This is a genomic window from Priestia sp. LL-8, from assembly GCF_036227845.1.
Lineage (GTDB): Bacteria > Bacillota > Bacilli > Bacillales > Bacillaceae_H > Priestia > Priestia zanthoxyli.
The window spans coordinates 1,771,102-1,785,490 of sequence record NZ_JAZAQH010000001.1 but is presented as its reverse complement, the minus strand read 5'-3'; the positions used below and the strand labels follow the sequence as shown (position 1 = coordinate 1,785,490).

General features: G+C 35.7%; 15 protein-coding genes. 3 read left to right on the top strand and 12 right to left on the bottom strand.

Annotated elements, in window-relative coordinates; genetic code table 11:
* Window positions 1-58 precede the first annotated feature (58 nt).
* The 4 genes from ppsA to U9R83_RS09020 form a co-directional block, all read right to left on the bottom strand.
* Entirely contained in the window at window positions 59-2,665 is a 2,607-nt protein-coding gene (ppsA, locus tag U9R83_RS09035; protein ID WP_243549126.1) for a phosphoenolpyruvate synthase, read from the bottom strand.
* Window positions 2,666-3,033: 368 nt separating this feature from the next.
* Complete coding sequence (locus U9R83_RS09030; protein ID WP_014460582.1) at window positions 3,034-3,417, bottom strand: hypothetical protein; 384 nt, start codon at window positions 3,415-3,417, stop codon at window positions 3,034-3,036.
* A 264-nt stretch (window positions 3,418-3,681) separates the two neighbouring features.
* Window positions 3,682-3,894 carry a hypothetical protein gene (locus U9R83_RS09025; RefSeq protein WP_014460583.1) on the bottom strand — a complete coding sequence of 71 codons (213 nt, stop codon included), beginning with the start codon at window positions 3,892-3,894 and terminating at the stop codon, window positions 3,682-3,684.
* Window positions 3,895-4,189: 295 nt separating this feature from the next.
* Window positions 4,190-7,186: a DEAD/DEAH box helicase gene (locus U9R83_RS09020; RefSeq protein WP_014460584.1), complete on the bottom strand. Its 2,997-nt coding sequence runs from the start codon at window positions 7,184-7,186 to the stop codon at window positions 4,190-4,192.
* Between the two features lie 626 nt (window positions 7,187-7,812).
* Here U9R83_RS09020 and U9R83_RS09015 point away from each other — a divergent pair.
* Complete coding sequence (locus tag U9R83_RS09015; RefSeq protein ID WP_014460585.1) at window positions 7,813-8,013, top strand: hypothetical protein; 201 nt, start codon at window positions 7,813-7,815, stop codon at window positions 8,011-8,013.
* A 336-nt stretch (window positions 8,014-8,349) separates the two neighbouring features.
* Here the strand turns inward: U9R83_RS09015 and U9R83_RS09010 are convergent, their stop codons facing one another.
* The 8 genes from U9R83_RS09010 to U9R83_RS08975 all read right to left on the bottom strand — a co-directional run bounded on the left by U9R83_RS09010 (window position 8,350) and on the right by U9R83_RS08975 (window position 13,010).
* Entirely contained in the window at window positions 8,350-8,793 is a 444-nt protein-coding gene (locus U9R83_RS09010; protein ID WP_243549124.1) for a hypothetical protein, read from the bottom strand.
* A 97-nt stretch (window positions 8,794-8,890) separates the two neighbouring features.
* The gene (locus U9R83_RS09005; protein WP_328575200.1) at window positions 8,891-9,184 is read right to left on the bottom strand and encodes a hypothetical protein; all 294 of its coding nucleotides are present in this window, start codon (window positions 9,182-9,184) and stop codon (window positions 8,891-8,893) included.
* Between the two features lie 127 nt (window positions 9,185-9,311).
* On the bottom strand, window positions 9,312-9,821 hold the full coding sequence (locus U9R83_RS09000; protein ID WP_243549122.1) for a hypothetical protein: 510 nt from the start codon (window positions 9,819-9,821) through the stop codon (window positions 9,312-9,314).
* 77 nt (window positions 9,822-9,898) lie between these two features.
* Window positions 9,899-10,231: a hypothetical protein gene (locus U9R83_RS08995; RefSeq protein WP_217028180.1), complete on the bottom strand. Its 333-nt coding sequence runs from the start codon at window positions 10,229-10,231 to the stop codon at window positions 9,899-9,901.
* Between the two features lie 138 nt (window positions 10,232-10,369).
* Window positions 10,370-10,747: an SMI1/KNR4 family protein gene (locus tag U9R83_RS08990; protein WP_243549119.1), complete on the bottom strand. Its 378-nt coding sequence runs from the start codon at window positions 10,745-10,747 to the stop codon at window positions 10,370-10,372.
* A 13-nt stretch (window positions 10,748-10,760) separates the two neighbouring features.
* Window positions 10,761-11,276 carry an SMI1/KNR4 family protein gene (locus U9R83_RS08985; RefSeq protein ID WP_115653616.1) on the bottom strand — a complete coding sequence of 172 codons (516 nt, stop codon included), beginning with the start codon at window positions 11,274-11,276 and terminating at the stop codon, window positions 10,761-10,763.
* A gap of 121 nt (window positions 11,277-11,397) precedes the next feature.
* A complete protein-coding gene (locus U9R83_RS08980; protein ID WP_243549117.1) occupies window positions 11,398-11,730 on the bottom strand; it encodes a YolD-like family protein in 333 nt (110 codons plus the stop codon).
* Window positions 11,731-11,744: 14 nt separating this feature from the next.
* Window positions 11,745-13,010, bottom strand: a complete 1,266-nt coding sequence (locus tag U9R83_RS08975) for a Y-family DNA polymerase (RefSeq protein ID WP_243549115.1) — start codon at window positions 13,008-13,010, stop codon at window positions 11,745-11,747.
* A 200-nt stretch (window positions 13,011-13,210) separates the two neighbouring features.
* Between U9R83_RS08975 and U9R83_RS08970 the strand changes: the two genes are divergently transcribed.
* Both U9R83_RS08970 and U9R83_RS08965 read left to right on the top strand, forming a co-directional pair.
* Window positions 13,211-13,771 carry a hypothetical protein gene (locus tag U9R83_RS08970; RefSeq protein ID WP_243549113.1) on the top strand — a complete coding sequence of 187 codons (561 nt, stop codon included), beginning with the start codon at window positions 13,211-13,213 and terminating at the stop codon, window positions 13,769-13,771.
* 35 nt (window positions 13,772-13,806) lie between these two features.
* On the top strand, window positions 13,807-14,385 hold the full coding sequence (locus U9R83_RS08965) for a hypothetical protein (RefSeq protein WP_243549111.1): 579 nt from the start codon (window positions 13,807-13,809) through the stop codon (window positions 14,383-14,385).
* Window positions 14,386-14,389: the final 4 nt, after the last annotated feature.

The window sequence follows — 14,389 nt, the reverse complement described above, 5'->3', positions numbered from 1 at the left end:
AAATCTAGACAAATCTTCATCTATTAATTAGATAAAATAGTGCAAGTATTTTTGGCTTTTACAGTATTTCAATATACCCTTCTGTTCCATGTACGCGAATTCGCTGACCGTCTTTTATCAGCCGAGTAGCATTCTCTACTCCGACAACCGCTGGCAATCCGTATTCACGTGCAATGACTGCGCCGTGAGTCATCAGTCCGCCAACTTCCGTAACAAGCCCTTTTATCCCTACGAATAACGGGGTCCAGCTAGGGTCAGTAAAGGAAGTGACTAATATATCTCCATCTGATAGATTAGCTTTTTCCATGTTTAAAATGACGCGCGCTCGCCCTTCTATCACTCCTGAAGAAACAGGTAAACCTACAATTGCTTGGGACGGGATGTTTTCTCGTTTGTACGCACCGGTAATAATTTCACCTTGAGACGTAATCACACGCGGAGGTGTTAGCTTTTCATATAATTTGTACTCTTCTTTTCGTTTGCCGATGATTTGATAATCCAGTTTATGTGTGCGCAAGACTTCGTGAAGTTCTTCAAACGTCAAATAGTATATATCTTCTGTTTCATCAATAACGCCGGCTTTTACAAGCTGCTCGGCTTCTTTCAGCAGAGCCTGCTTATAAACAAAATAGCGGTTAATCATGCCATATTTGGGATATTCACGATAACCGATAAAATTTCGGATGAGATTAATCTTTTCTTTTGTTTCTTTTGCTTTTTGTTCACCATCTGGCAAATGCTTCAAGCGGTTTAACAGCTCTTGCTCTTTTTTCAAGGCTTCCTGTAGGCCTTTTTCAAATTTTTTCTTGCTGGCATTAGCCTTAAAGTTTTTAATATTACCAAGAATTACAGGGATAAGTGCAGCCGGCTTTTCGCTCCAGCGAGTTTTCGTAATATCGATTTCTCCAGGACATCGCATTCCGTATTTGCTGAGATAATCATAGATAGCGTCTTTGGTTTCCTGCCCACCTTTAAACTTAACTACTTCATCCAAAAAGTTATCATCTTTTACATGTTGTAAATAATGGATGACTTCTGGATAAGGACGAATCACATCTGCGACATCCAATAGCGCCAGACCCATTTCTGAAGTAATATTGTTTGGGACAGATTGAGAAAGCGCATCTGCTGCGTTTTTTTCACCTAGCCACGTCTCCATTTTTTCATTGATCCATGATGAAGCATCCATAGCGGTCATAAACACAGCTGTACTTTGTGGATCAAATAAAATCTTCTTTAATGCCCCGATATCTTCTGAAATAAAATCGACTAATTCCGGCCCTGATTTCCTCTGGATGGTTTGTTTTAGTTCTTCTATTGATGCTTGATTCTTCTTGATCAAGTCAGAAACAATGGCCGAGTCGTTTTCAATTTGTGCCTTAGACTTCGTAGGCGGCAGGCTTTTATTGCTTTTACCGGAACTTTGATCATTGGATAAAGATTTTATGAAATCTCCCCGCTCTATTATGTTTGTAAGTGCGTCTTTCATAAGCGGATCATGCTGTCCCATGGCACCTAACATCCTTTTTCTGCTGTCAGGGGAAGCCAGCATAGGCGTGACATCGACAAACAGCCTTCCACCGGCTGTACGCATAGGTGCATTAGTTGTTAACAGAAAAAAAGACAATCCCAGTGGTTTCATGGCATCGGTCATCATTTGTTGGTGTCCAACAGATACATACACGTGATTTTCTTGATCATCTGCTTCAGGAATTGGATATAAAGTAGTGATTGGACGACTTTGGACAATGTAAAATGTATCATCAGCCAAGCACCATTCAATATCTTGAGGACAATCAAAATAAGCTTCAAGTTGTCTTCCAACGCGTTCTAATTGTAAAATTTGAGAGTCAGTGAGCGCTTGCGTTTTTTGTAGATCAAAATGAACTTCCTTGGTTTCTGTTCCGGCTTCTTTTAATCCGTAGATAGCTACCTTTTTAGCTGCTATTTTTTTATCGACGATTTCTCCTTCTTGTACTTTATAGCAATCGGCAGATATCAAACCAGACACCAGCGCTTCTCCAAGTCCGAATCCTGCATCAATGGATAGCAGCTTTCGATTAGAAGTGACTGGGTCAGCGGTAAACAAAATACCTGAAGCCTGTGGGAAAACCATTCGTTGAACAATAACCGATGCGTGCACTTGACTATGGTCAAATCCATTTTTTATACGGTAGGTTACTGCGCGATTTGTAAACAGGGAAGCCCAGGATTTGCTAATGTGCTCGAGGATGGCTTCTTTGCCTCTGACATTTAAATAGGTGTCATGCTGACCAGCAAAAGAAGCGTGTGGCAGATCTTCAGCGGTCGCACTTGAACGAACTGCATAAGCATGCTCTTCCCCAAACTGAGAGAGAGAATGAATAACCGCTTTTACAACGTCAGAAGGAATTTTTATTTCCAGAATAATTTGGCGAATTTTTTCGCTAATTTCACTAATTTGATCTCGGTCATCAGCTTTTAGCATTGTCAGCTGGTTCAGTAACGCTTGAAACGTTTCGTTTTGTTCAATGGCTTTTTGATACCCGACCGCTGTCACACAAAATCCGTCCGGCACTTGTATTCCTTGAATTTTTGATAACGCCCCTAAATTCAAGCCTTTTCCTCCAACAAGTGAAAGCTGTGTTTCTTCTATTTCTTGAAAGCTAAGAACTAAAGAGTTCATTCAACATCTCTCCTAACCGGTAATGTTTTATTGATTTTACCAGCAGTAAATGAGAATAAACAGTCTATATCGGCGTTTTTTTATGTGGTATAATTAAAGTAGGAAGAGAAATACACGCCTTTTTGTTTGCGTTTACATATTTGGAAGTTGTATAACTAACTTATCTAATTGATTTGTATCCTTTTTAAAGCAGATAAGCACACGCCTCATAACGCTGCTATTCTTCCCGCCTCGTTTGACCGCAAGAGAATTCTTTTCAATGTTTTTAATCACTTTATCTTCTCATACAGAATGAATTTCTTTTTCCCCCTTCTTTCAGCTAGTCACCTGAAGAGTCTAGCCCATCAAATGACTAACTCTCTTTTTTGCTATTTTGAAATCATAGCGTTACGAATGTATCTCTTCGCTCGTTTTCTAGCAAGTGTATAAATGATTGCCTGTAAGACAAGCGCCGCAAGGCTTATCAGTATGATTTGCTCAACAGAATTAAAGGGCGAAAAATATTTCTCCCATTTAGGATCAGGAAGTCTTATTGCGTTATAAAAATATGAAGTACTAAAAGAAACGATATTCCCTAAAACAAGTGATAAATCGGCTCTAATAAGCCCACTTAGATAAGATAATACGACTGTAACTATAGCCATGATTATATAGTTTACTTTTGAATCATCTTCAAAATCTTTTCGTATAGATAGATAAACATATGGAATGCAGTAAATGGTAAAAATTATAAAAGGAAGTAATCTTCTCATATAGTAATCTCTCCAATATTTAGGATTCGACATGGTTCTCTATTATTATAAATTACTAAGAATAATTTTTTCCAGTTTTTTGTGCACAGAGAGTGTAGAAATACCTATATATAAAATGGTTGTTTTTAAAATTATTTCTTAAAGCGAAGTAAAGAGCGCTCTTATGAGTGCTTTTTTAAAGTATATTTACTTAAATAATATACTTGTTTTATTTGTTTTAATCGAACATTCTCTGTTTACTAGAGAATGTTGCGTTTTTATATACTACTGCTGCGCCCATAGAGTTTTTAATTGTAACTGAACTTTTTCATTTTCGCGCTCGGCGTACTGTTTTTCCGTTTGGCTAAAATGATTAAATTGTAATGCAATGTCCGAATATTTATGTGAAATCTCTCCGATATTTAATGCACTACCCAGCGCTTTTTCTGTTGAAGGAAATTCATATGTAACAGCTCCGCTTTTGGTTTGTATGCGCATGTTGATACGAAGACTTTTGGATTTAGACATCCATGGTACGTTAGGATTAAACTCAACGGAGCTTACATCATACCATGGAATGTCACGGCTTTTACCAATGGCAGGAGAAACAGAATCCCCTTTTTATCTATCGTTTTGACTCTTTTTTTATTTTTCATAGCTATCTCCTTTAGTTCGCTTGCTGTATGCTGTTTATTGTATTAAAAAAAAAGAAAAGAGTCAGACTATCTCATTTGATACTCTAAGCTTTACTAGACAAAGTGATTTAGGTTTTTGAAACAGTATCATAGATCTATTAGATATGGCTAACTTGTTCTACAACCTCTAAGTGCTTTGCAAATTCCTTATAATTTCTCTTAGCACTTAAACGTTTAAAATCACCCACTAAATAAAATTCAATTTTAGCACGCGATACCGCTACATTCAGTAGATTTGGTTTTGAACACGACCAGTCCGCTGCAGTGTCTGATTGTTTATCTGTTCCGACAACAAAATATACAATATCTGCTTCTTTCCCTTGAAAAGTATGAACTGTTCCAACAGAATTTACAATCCACCTATTTAGCTTACGCTCGTCCATATGCATCCATTCTTCTTTCAACTTAGATTTTAATAACTTAGTAATTTCTGTTTTCACTTTCGTAAAAGGTGTAATAATAAAAACATTTGGGAACTCGGCCTTTTTCTCTGATTCCTGAAGGCGCTGAAAGTGTTGTTTGATTTTTTCTAAGACGAATTGACCTTGTTCTTTTACATAATGTTTATTTATGGCTCCACCATGACAGTCGTACCAAACACCAGCGCTTTGATCAGAATCCATAGCTAAAACCATTTTATTGTCATATGCAATTTCATTTGAAATAGAAAACATGGGATTGGCGCAGCGACGGTGAACCCAGAGTGGTATACCAATTCGCTTATTATTGCCAGTATACGTTCCTATAGGATTTGCTAAGTCTGCTAGTCCCTGTACCGAAGCTTCTGGACCGATATATTGCTCGCCTATTTTAAAGCGCCTGCGGATATCGTTTAAAATGGTATCATCGAGAGTAACAACGGGCTCAATCTGAATAGGATCTCCTACAATTATTGAACGTTTAGAACGCCATAATGCACCTGCAGCTTGCTGTGGAGAAGCTTGGCCAGCTTCATCAATGAATAAATAAGAGATAAAATCTTTTTTAATTCCTTTGTACATTTGAGAAAAGCTGGCAAATGTTGTACTGATGATGGGCGTTATAAGATGTATTACATCCCACATGTTTTCAGTTTCGCGAATACCTTCACTGGTATTTAAGTCAACTTCGCTACGATTAGCAAAAAGCTGAAGAGGGCGCTCTAAAGCTTGTCTATTGTAGATAAGAAAAAGCTTGTGAAGCTGTAAGGCCTTTATAAATAACAAGCCCCGTTTGAAATTTAATGAGTCCGTCTGCCAAATAATATCCTTTTGACGTTTTTCATATGCTTCATCAGTTTGTGCCCAATGTGCATCAATGGAAAGCTCTAATCTTTCTTTTTTAAAGGACTGCTGTAACATTAAAAAATGCTGTTTTTTCTGTTTAAGAGAATTCAATTCCGCTTCTAAGGTTTTAAGCCTTGATAAGCTTTGATCTTTTAATGCTCTTAAATCTTTTACATCTTGTTTAAGGTTCTTTGTTTGAGTATCTTCTTTATTAAATAACCTTGTCAGAAAATTAGGCTTTGGTAGCTTTTTTAGTTCTTCTTCTTTTACTTCTATATCACCATATATAGTACCAAGGGGATGTTTGATTTCCTGTATCATTTTTGTATACTTACATATCTCCAAGTCTATGTCTTCTACAACGTCCGGGCTCTGTTTTAATATCTCAATGTATGTGTGTAAAGCTTGTTTGTCATGCTCAATTTCTTTATATAAACTTGTAAACTCTGTTACTGCATCCGACCAAGACGAAGGAGTTAGATTTTGAACTTCTTTATCTAGTAAATTTATTATCGTATCAACTTTTAGTACATCTGCTGCTTGGGTTTGATTGCTTTTCTTTCCAAGTGCTACCGATATTGGTGCAAAAATAGTATCTTCTGATTTCTGGGCTTCATAAGGACCAAGAACTAATTGTTTTGAGAGTTCTTCAAAAAATGCTAGCTCTTTAATTTCTGTTAGATAGCTATTATCATTTTGGTTTTCATCTTTTAATTTTAACTCTTTTAATTTTGGTAGGTCTTTAGAAATATTTTCAACCGCTCCATTGTTACTTGAAGCAATAACCATTTTAAATTTTGTTAATGATTCCTTTAAAAAAAGTTGATTTCCTTCAAATGCTTGTTTAGGGTCAGAAAACTTTGCCATTTCAGTAGCGCGATTAACAATAATTTGTGCAAAAATATCCTTTAATAATGTTGTTTTCCCTGTTCCTGGAGGCCCATTTACTGAATTTATTCTTTCATTTTCATTAAGCACTTGGTTTACAGCTACTTGCTGCATTAATGATAAACGATATTCATTTGTTGAAGGCCATCGCCCAGCGGGCAAGTTTTTTGGATCAAGAGCATTCTCAATGGCAGCACGATTTTCGTTAATATCAAGAGCTAATTTGCAGCCTTCTAAAAAGTTTTTCAACGTTTCATTTGGTTTGTCACCTAAAATAAGTTCTAAATCGTTCATATAGAAACTTGTGAAGTTTTTGGATTCTAAGGAGTCCTCTTTCTTCAAAATAGAAATTTCAATATAATTCTCTGCATATTGAACTGATCGTTTTGCAAAACGATGAAATGTTTCATCGTATTTTGTTAGAAGCTGAAGAATTGCTGATTCATTCACTCCATCTATAAATACAGAATTAGCAAACTCCTCCCATTCCTTCGTCATTAATACGTATTGTTCTGAAAACTGTTCAATGTTATAGCCTCCGTTCTTCACCATTTCTGTTGTGATTAAGTGAAGCGGCGGAATAAACAGCGACTCTTCAATATATTGACCGTTTTCATTTAATGAAAAAGTTAAACTGAAATTTTTATTCCACTTAGCATTAATAATTTCATCTGAAATTCCAAAGTGCTGTCTTAGAAATTGAACAAGGTCGTTTTGCACATAACAATCTAGATAGTATGTAAAAACTAGACTATCCTTTGCTGGGTTAGTTAACTCCACTTCTTTCCATAACTCTTCTTTTATGTTTACTTTACGAACCCGTGGTTGACCAAATGTTTTTATACGCTTCCCTAATTTGATACCCGGTACTGGAGGAACAACCCCAGGGCTTAAATTTTCAGCAAAATGCCATGCCTTTAATATATTTTGTGTATTTGTCATATTATCAACCCTCTTTATTGTAAAGAATTTGCACATTCAGCTTACAACGAATAAACATATAATTAATTAAATGTCTTCTAGCTGTTGTATTTAGATGTTCACTTGTTAAATATAAAGGTTCATGTGTTAATACAAACTATTTTCATGAAGTATAATTATGGAGATGTATACTAATAATCTACCGTTTTCCACCATAATTGTAAATAAAAGAAGGATTTTAGCTAATAAAGATTAAGTCTATAAATATCATTTTTGTAGTGTAAATACAGGTAAAAAAAGAATTTGCACATATCGTAAATTTATAAAGCCTCTAAAAATAATTTATCGCATTCTTTTTAAAAATTTACCTTAGGTTACTGTTGAAGATGAAAGGTTGGTTGGTAATATGTGAGAGAATGAAAAAGCTATAGAAAAAGCTATAGAAAAAGCTATAAACAATACAAAAGCAAGTTTTGCGGTAGAGGGCTTGTACCTTTCTGATTCGGAAAAAAGACTAATTCAACAAAAGGTAACCGGTCAACTTTCAGATGAAGAATTTTTAAATGAGGTAAAGAAATTAAATAAACTAGAGTAAATTCATAAGATGTATATTTCTTAGAAAAATCGTTAACGAGAGTGGTGCTTATATGCCAAGTCGCGAACAAAAACTAAAAAAGTTGTCTATCGAAGAGTTACGGGCAAAATTAAGTGAAGAGCTTAAGAAAAAACCGCCACGTAAAATGGAGAGTGATAAAGATGGCACAATTATATTAGATCCAAACAACCCTCAGGATTGTGAATGGTACGATAACGATGATGCTTATGGCGGATATAAAACTGATGATTAATTATATTATCTTTTTTTCATGGTTTTTAGTCTTATTTCTTCTATGGATTATCGTCTCATTCTTTGGAGGTGAAAACGGCCAGTGGTGGTCTATGTATCGTTTGAATTCCCATAAATATGGTCCGTGGGCCTTAGAGCTTTCTGATATAAAGATTGTTATAGCCGCTGTTATTTCGTTAATAATAGCTTATATAGCGAGTTTTAGATTTAAAAGATACAGATAAAAAGAGAAAACTCCTTGTCATTAGAGTTTTCTCTTCTGCTTTTGCTTCTAGCTTTCCTATCCTTAATGTTTTGAAAATGGATTTTAAGGCGGTAGTTAGGTTATAAAAAAACGTTAATCTGGTTCTTCAGCCAGGACCCAAGGAACTTCTATCTCAAAATTAAGTTGAAGTACGGGTCTGGTAAATCCGCCAGGGACAAATTCCAAATCGTTGGAAAAGCCAATATGTAGATTATTACTTATTTCGATTGCATCATCTGAATTTATAATTTCAAGAGGTGTTTGATGAGATACCTTACCTACAAGATGATAGCAGCCAATATAGAAGTGTAGTCCATTTTCTTGAGGATCAAAATGTGATAAGTGATTACATTGAGAAGGATTAATACCTAGTTGGTAAAAAAACTGAAGCTCTATCTTCGGTCGTGACTTCATAGCTTCATAGAAGTTTAGACAATATAGACAATCGCACAAATCCCACTTCTTTAAATACTGTTTTGGTGTTTCTTCAACATCAATTTCTAAAATCAAATTATTAATCTTTATAGTTTGATACATAGTCTTCACTTCCCATATTTAGGCTATTTAGAAGTTACCTTCAGTTGCAGAATTCTGTAGCTTAATTTATAAGCTGATTAGAAAGATATATGTCCAATTATAACGAATCAGCAAAAGCATCTAATAATTCTTCACCTTTAGTTTCTGCTTCTGTCTCATCAAATTCTTTCTCTTCTATCCATTGTTGGTAATGAACAATCTCGTGAGCCATACTGCGGAGTATAGCCCAAAGAGCATCAATTTCTCCCCTTTCCGATACTAATTCTTCATAGTCACCAGTAGCAATTCGTATATAAGGTTCTATCGCTTTATCATATGGTGCAAAGAAAGTAGCGCTTACTAGCTCTTTAGAATATTTATTTTTAATTTGATAATCCTTTTTTAAATACACAACAACTCTTACAGGAAATTCTATCGTTGAACGTAACCAGACTGCAAAGTTTAAGCAAGACTGTCTAACTGCTGGTTCTACACCTTTCTGACACCTAACCCTCAATCCTGATCGAGGACATTGTACCCTAGCTCTTCTCATTTAATTTCACCTTTAGTTTCTTAATGGCTCTTAATACTTCACTCCTGTCTTTAGCAAGCTTCATCCACTTTGGAAGTCGACTCTCGACACTTAAATAATAGGGATGTGATTCCCTGAGTTCAGCTTCTATATAGTTTTCGATATAATTTAAATGTTCTAGGTTTAATCCCCATAAGGTGTTTCCACTGCATTCGATTTGTAAGTAGAGCGGAAGTTGAAAATACCAATCACAGGGGTCTCCAATTAAGATTACTTCATAATTAGCTTTAGGTTCATACGAGACTCTTGCTTTTCCATAACCGTTCGCTTTTATAACTTTGTCTTTTGTTGCTCCGCAAGCAGTACAAACAAACCTTCTTCTGACGTTAGCGACATAGGGACTCGGATTATCTAAAGCTATGACGCTTGCACAAGAAGCACAATGTGGACAAACGACTAGAAACTCATCCCCTAACTCTATAAGTGTTTTATTTTTATTTAGAACTGTTTTTTTCAAGACGTTTCCCCTTTGAATTTATTCATTCATATTATTGAAGCGATGAAACCACAACATAGATTTCATTTAATTCTACATTAATCACCAGCTGCAAATACTAATTTATTTAGCTTCAGTGCTTCTAAGCAAAGACCCTTTAATGCTTCAGCAAATGTTTTTGTTTTCAGATCTATTTCCGTTGGCTGTCGACAGGTAGTCTTTAATGCTTCACATACTTTTATTAATTGATTGATTTCTTGTACAGAAAACAACTTGTCACCATATTGATCTAACCCTGTCAATAATCCAAATGAATCCCTGAATTCTCTTGCTAATAGATAGTCGTGTACTCTTTCCTCAAATTTTACACATTTAGTAGAAGAAGCTGCTTCTTTCTTATTATTAACGATATAGAAATCGATTCCTACCATAAGGACCTGCCTTTCTCTACATTCTTTCTAAGTTTAATAGGTACTAAAAAAAGAGGACAGCTAGGTAGATATTAAACTACTAGCTGTCCTGTCCTCTCCTGACCGTACTCCTATCAAAATCTTTTAACGAAGCCATAATTAAGTAACATCTTCTACAAACTCTTTTAGAGAATCATACATTTCTAAAGCGTCCCATTCGCCCATGCCATGTTCAGCTGTAAAAACTGGATAATCTTCATTCGCTATATCGATAAAGAGCGGGTCACCGCCTATTTCTTCATCATACCCTATGACAAACCAGTTTTCTTGCCAATCTCCTTCTTGATTTCCTATAAGGGAATTTGCTTCTAAATCTTCTCTGTAACCTAATTGTCCATCTAAAAACTCACTTTTAAGGTAGATATAATAAGGAGTAGAAAGAATTTCTCCAACTTCATCTTCAAATTCTACGTTCACCGACGTACCTGGAAGCTCTTTAAGGATTTTATAAATTCTTTCTATATCAGGTTTTATCATTTGCTTCTCCCCTTTAATGATCTGTATGATTTATCGTGGCCATTATCCATTCTTCTAAGCTGTCTGCTATTACTTCACGCTGTTCCCAATCGTGCCAAAAGGTGATAATTTGGCCGACTTTTCCTCCTTCATCAGGATCCAAATCTATACAAATATCATCTCCTCCCCCATTCGTGGCAATCGAAATCCAACGTGGGTTCCACCAAAGTTCTTTTTTCACTGGTCCAACAGGTTCTACTTCTGGAAAATCTTCAAATTCTCCTCCGTCTAAAAGCTCTTTTAATGTTTGCCACGTATACAGAATCTCCTCTAAAGGTAATAGAGTATAATTTTCAATAACCGCTATGTATTCATCACGCTGTCCATTATGTATCATTAACCAATCTTTAAGGTTTTGTGGAAAGGTTAGTCCCATCTTTTGTTCAACCGCTGCAATTTCTGATTCAGTAGCTGCTTTGTTAAGCGTTCCTACTGCTTCTGGTTGATTTATTTTCAACCACTGTTCAAACTCATGCCAAGCCTGCTTCATACTGGACTCCCCCTTATATAACATCATTAAATGAATCTATGAAAAATCATCCTGTACTTTTTAAGCTTATACTAATTATGTATGGAAATCTTATGTAAATAAACTGTTTTATTACTTTCTACTATATGAAACGAACATCAATTAGCTCGCTTAACCTCATTTTATTCGTCTGTTGATCCCCCTCATCGATAAAAACAAATAATCCTCCAAGAGAATCAACAAACTGAATAACTCCTGTTTCCGTTATACACTGCCCATGCTTGTAATACGTAAGGTACACTTTTTTATGTGTATGAAGCGCTTCGATCAAAGTGAAATTAATCTGTTCCATTTGATCTTCTGTTAAAAAAGGTCGAGGTATTTCTGCTTGTTTTTTTATCATTTCCTGTAACCCTTTGTATTGCTCTGGCATAGTGGCGAACGGTCGCCATTTTTTCATTCCTCTGTTCTGCATAGCAGCTTCCTCCTTTATGCTTTATGACCTCCTAGAAGGCCGTTTCGATAACGAGCTGTTGAATGCTCGAGATAGCTTGAGGCCCGTAGAACGCTATTCTTTCCATAACGAAGACGAATGTCATCAATCGTTTTTGCAAGTGCATAGGCTCTTTCCCGCTGATCAATATCCTCAAATAAGCTCATTTGCTCCTCTTCTTGAATGCTCGTGTTGGATAATGAAATGCCAATGGAGCGAATCGGCATGCCACTATCATAGGTATGTAAAATGGTTAAACAATACGGAAAGATATCTTCGCTTAAGTTCGAAGCTCGCCCCATTTTCTTTTGTCTTGAGAACCCTCCGCTTGTTTGCTTGCTGTAGCCAATGGATAAATGAATCGTTTGAGCCACCACTTGATGCATCCGCAAACGAAAACAGACATCGTCCAATAGCTCCAACAGCAATAACTCCACTTCTTTTCGGTTTGTATAATCACGGAATAGAATTTGACTCTTTCCAAAGGAACGAGAGCTAGGAATGTACACATCAGAAATGCGACTGTAATCAATACCATTCGCATGTTGGTGCAACTCTTCGCCTAGTATGCCAAATTCCTGTTGTAACATCTCTTTTGAAGAAAGAGCGAGTTCTTTTATGGAGTGAATGCCTAACCGGTGTAAGCGTCTTTCCGTAGCAGACGAAATCCCCCAGAAATCCTTCATCGGATGAATGGACCACAACTTAAAGGGAATATCCTCATATCGCCAATAGGCAACTCCTGTTGGGCTGTTCTTGGCTTCATGATCTAAGCTCACCTTCGCCAGTAAGAGATTCGGACCGATACCTGCGGTAGCTGTCAGCCGTGTCTTGCGATAAATCTCGTTGATGATTTTATGGGCCAGTTCTTCTGGTGTTTTAGCAAATAAATGCAAAGAAGCTGTCGCATCAATAAATAACTCATCAATGCTATACGCATGAAAATCTTCAGGAGCCACATACTGTAACACCAAACTTGAAATATAGTTCGAAGCCTTGATATATCTCTCCATGGATGGATTCACCACATGGATATCTTTCCTTTTAGGAATGTCGAAAAGGCGACTTCCCGTTTTGATCCCTTCTTTCTTTAGTAAGGGTGTGGCAGCCAACACAACTGATCCCGATCGCTTGACATCTCCTACCACCGCAAGCCTTGTTTTCAATGGATTTAAGCCCCGTATGACAGAAGAAACCGAAGCAAAAAACGATTTCATGTCTATGCAAATAATCACTCTGTTTGGTAGCTTCCCATAATCCATTGAAAGAACTCCTTAAAATAAAGAACGTTTGTTCTCTTTATTATATACGAACAAATGTTCTTTATTCAAGGATGAAATCTAAAGTTTTCCCGATTATTGCTATCACTTACAAAGAGTTTATTGGTACATTAAAAGGGTCAATGGATGTATAACGTAAAAGTAAGAGTTTAAAAGGGTTAAATACTAAAGGAGGCTAGAAGTTGAAAAAAGAATATTTTGTGCAATATTCAGACCAAAGTATAATTAATAACTTTGACTTTCCAAAGGATAATTTTGTATCTATTACTGTAGGGATTAGTGAGATCACGCATGATCTGATTACTTCCTTAGTTCAAAAAATGTTCCGTCTACCAGTTTTCTTTGTTTTAGAGTCAATGATATTTGGATATGAAAAAGAGACTTTAATTGAAAATCAAGTTCCTTTTTATGAGTTTTCATCGGATAGTGCTATTGTTAAAGTTGATTCTGTAGAAAAATTGGATGTTGTTAGTGGGTTAGCAGAGGTATTAGTTAATAATGGACTGAGTATATTCATTTTCTACGGAGAAGGTATTGTAGAGCAGGATTTAATTCCTTTGAGACAATGGAATAAACCTATAGAATTTAAAAATGTCGATATAGATAAAGTAGATACATTTGTGGATGTGGAAGAGGTTGGATTTACTATATTCAGTAAGAATAATCTATTTAACACACCTGGAAAGGTCCAAAATTATATACCTCGTTGCTACTCACTTGATATTAATAGCAGCGATATTTAACATTTCTAGATTAAAAGGAGGAGGATTTATAGTGAATGAAATATAAAAGTAATAAGAGTATATTGAAAATGTCAGCTATCATCCTTCTTACTATAGATTTATTCTTTTATCTTTTAGCATTAAAGAGCCTATACGTTTTCTCTTTAAGGGTTTCAATATATCTTTTGATTTTTGTCCTGCACTTTATCTATCTATACATAGTCCTTATAACTGTTAGCAAAACAAAGGAGTCTAAAGTCTTCTGGGGTGTAATTGGGCCATTCTTTATTGTACCTATAGCAATCGTTGGGTGGTTTATATTCTTTTATAATAATAAAGTTGACTATTACTATCTTAGTTCACCTAATTCTACACAAAAACTTATTATTGGCTATTCTAATTGGAGTCTTGGTGAAACTAACCATTATTATGACTTTTATAGACAAACTGGATTCCCCTTGGTGAAAAAACGACTAAATCACGAATCTCTTCATGTCGTGACACGAAATACGGATATGAGCGATTTAATGGAATGGAAATTTGCAAGAGAAACGAGGGAACACCTTTTAGCCGTTATTTTCTTTTTCTTTTATTTAGCTTCTATAGGAGTTGGCACTTTATTAAATGTATTTTAAATAG

Bases quoted from the DNA above. Each gene is read 5' to 3' on its own strand.
- U9R83_RS08995 (WP_217028180.1), bottom strand. From the start codon at position 10,231: ATGGTAGGAATCGATTTCTATATCGTTAATAATAAGAAAGAAGCAGCT.
- U9R83_RS08990 (WP_243549119.1), bottom strand. From the start codon at position 10,747: ATGATAAAACCTGATATAGAAAGAATTTATAAAATCCTTAAAGAGCTT.
- U9R83_RS08980 (WP_243549117.1), bottom strand. From the start codon at position 11,730: ATGCAGAACAGAGGAATGAAAAAATGGCGACCGTTCGCCACTATGCCA.
- U9R83_RS09030 (WP_014460582.1), bottom strand. From the start codon at position 3,417: ATGAGAAGATTACTTCCTTTTATAATTTTTACCATTTACTGCATTCCA.
- U9R83_RS09025 (WP_014460583.1), bottom strand. From the start codon at position 3,894: ATGCGCATACAAACCAAAAGCGGAGCTGTTACATATGAATTTCCTTCA.
- U9R83_RS08975 (WP_243549115.1), bottom strand. From the start codon at position 13,010: ATGGATTATGGGAAGCTACCAAACAGAGTGATTATTTGCATAGACATG.
- U9R83_RS09015 (WP_014460585.1), top strand. From the start codon at position 7,813: ATGCCAAGTCGCGAACAAAAACTAAAAAAGTTGTCTATCGAAGAGTTA.
- ppsA (WP_243549126.1), bottom strand. From the start codon at position 2,665: ATGAACTCTTTAGTTCTTAGCTTTCAAGAAATAGAAGAAACACAGCTT.
- U9R83_RS08985 (WP_115653616.1), bottom strand. From the start codon at position 11,276: ATGAAGCAGGCTTGGCATGAGTTTGAACAGTGGTTGAAAATAAATCAA.
- U9R83_RS09020 (WP_014460584.1), bottom strand. From the start codon at position 7,186: ATGACAAATACACAAAATATATTAAAGGCATGGCATTTTGCTGAAAAT.
- U9R83_RS08965 (WP_243549111.1), top strand. From the start codon at position 13,807: ATGAAATATAAAAGTAATAAGAGTATATTGAAAATGTCAGCTATCATC.
- U9R83_RS09010 (WP_243549124.1), bottom strand. From the start codon at position 8,793: ATGTATCAAACTATAAAGATTAATAATTTGATTTTAGAAATTGATGTT.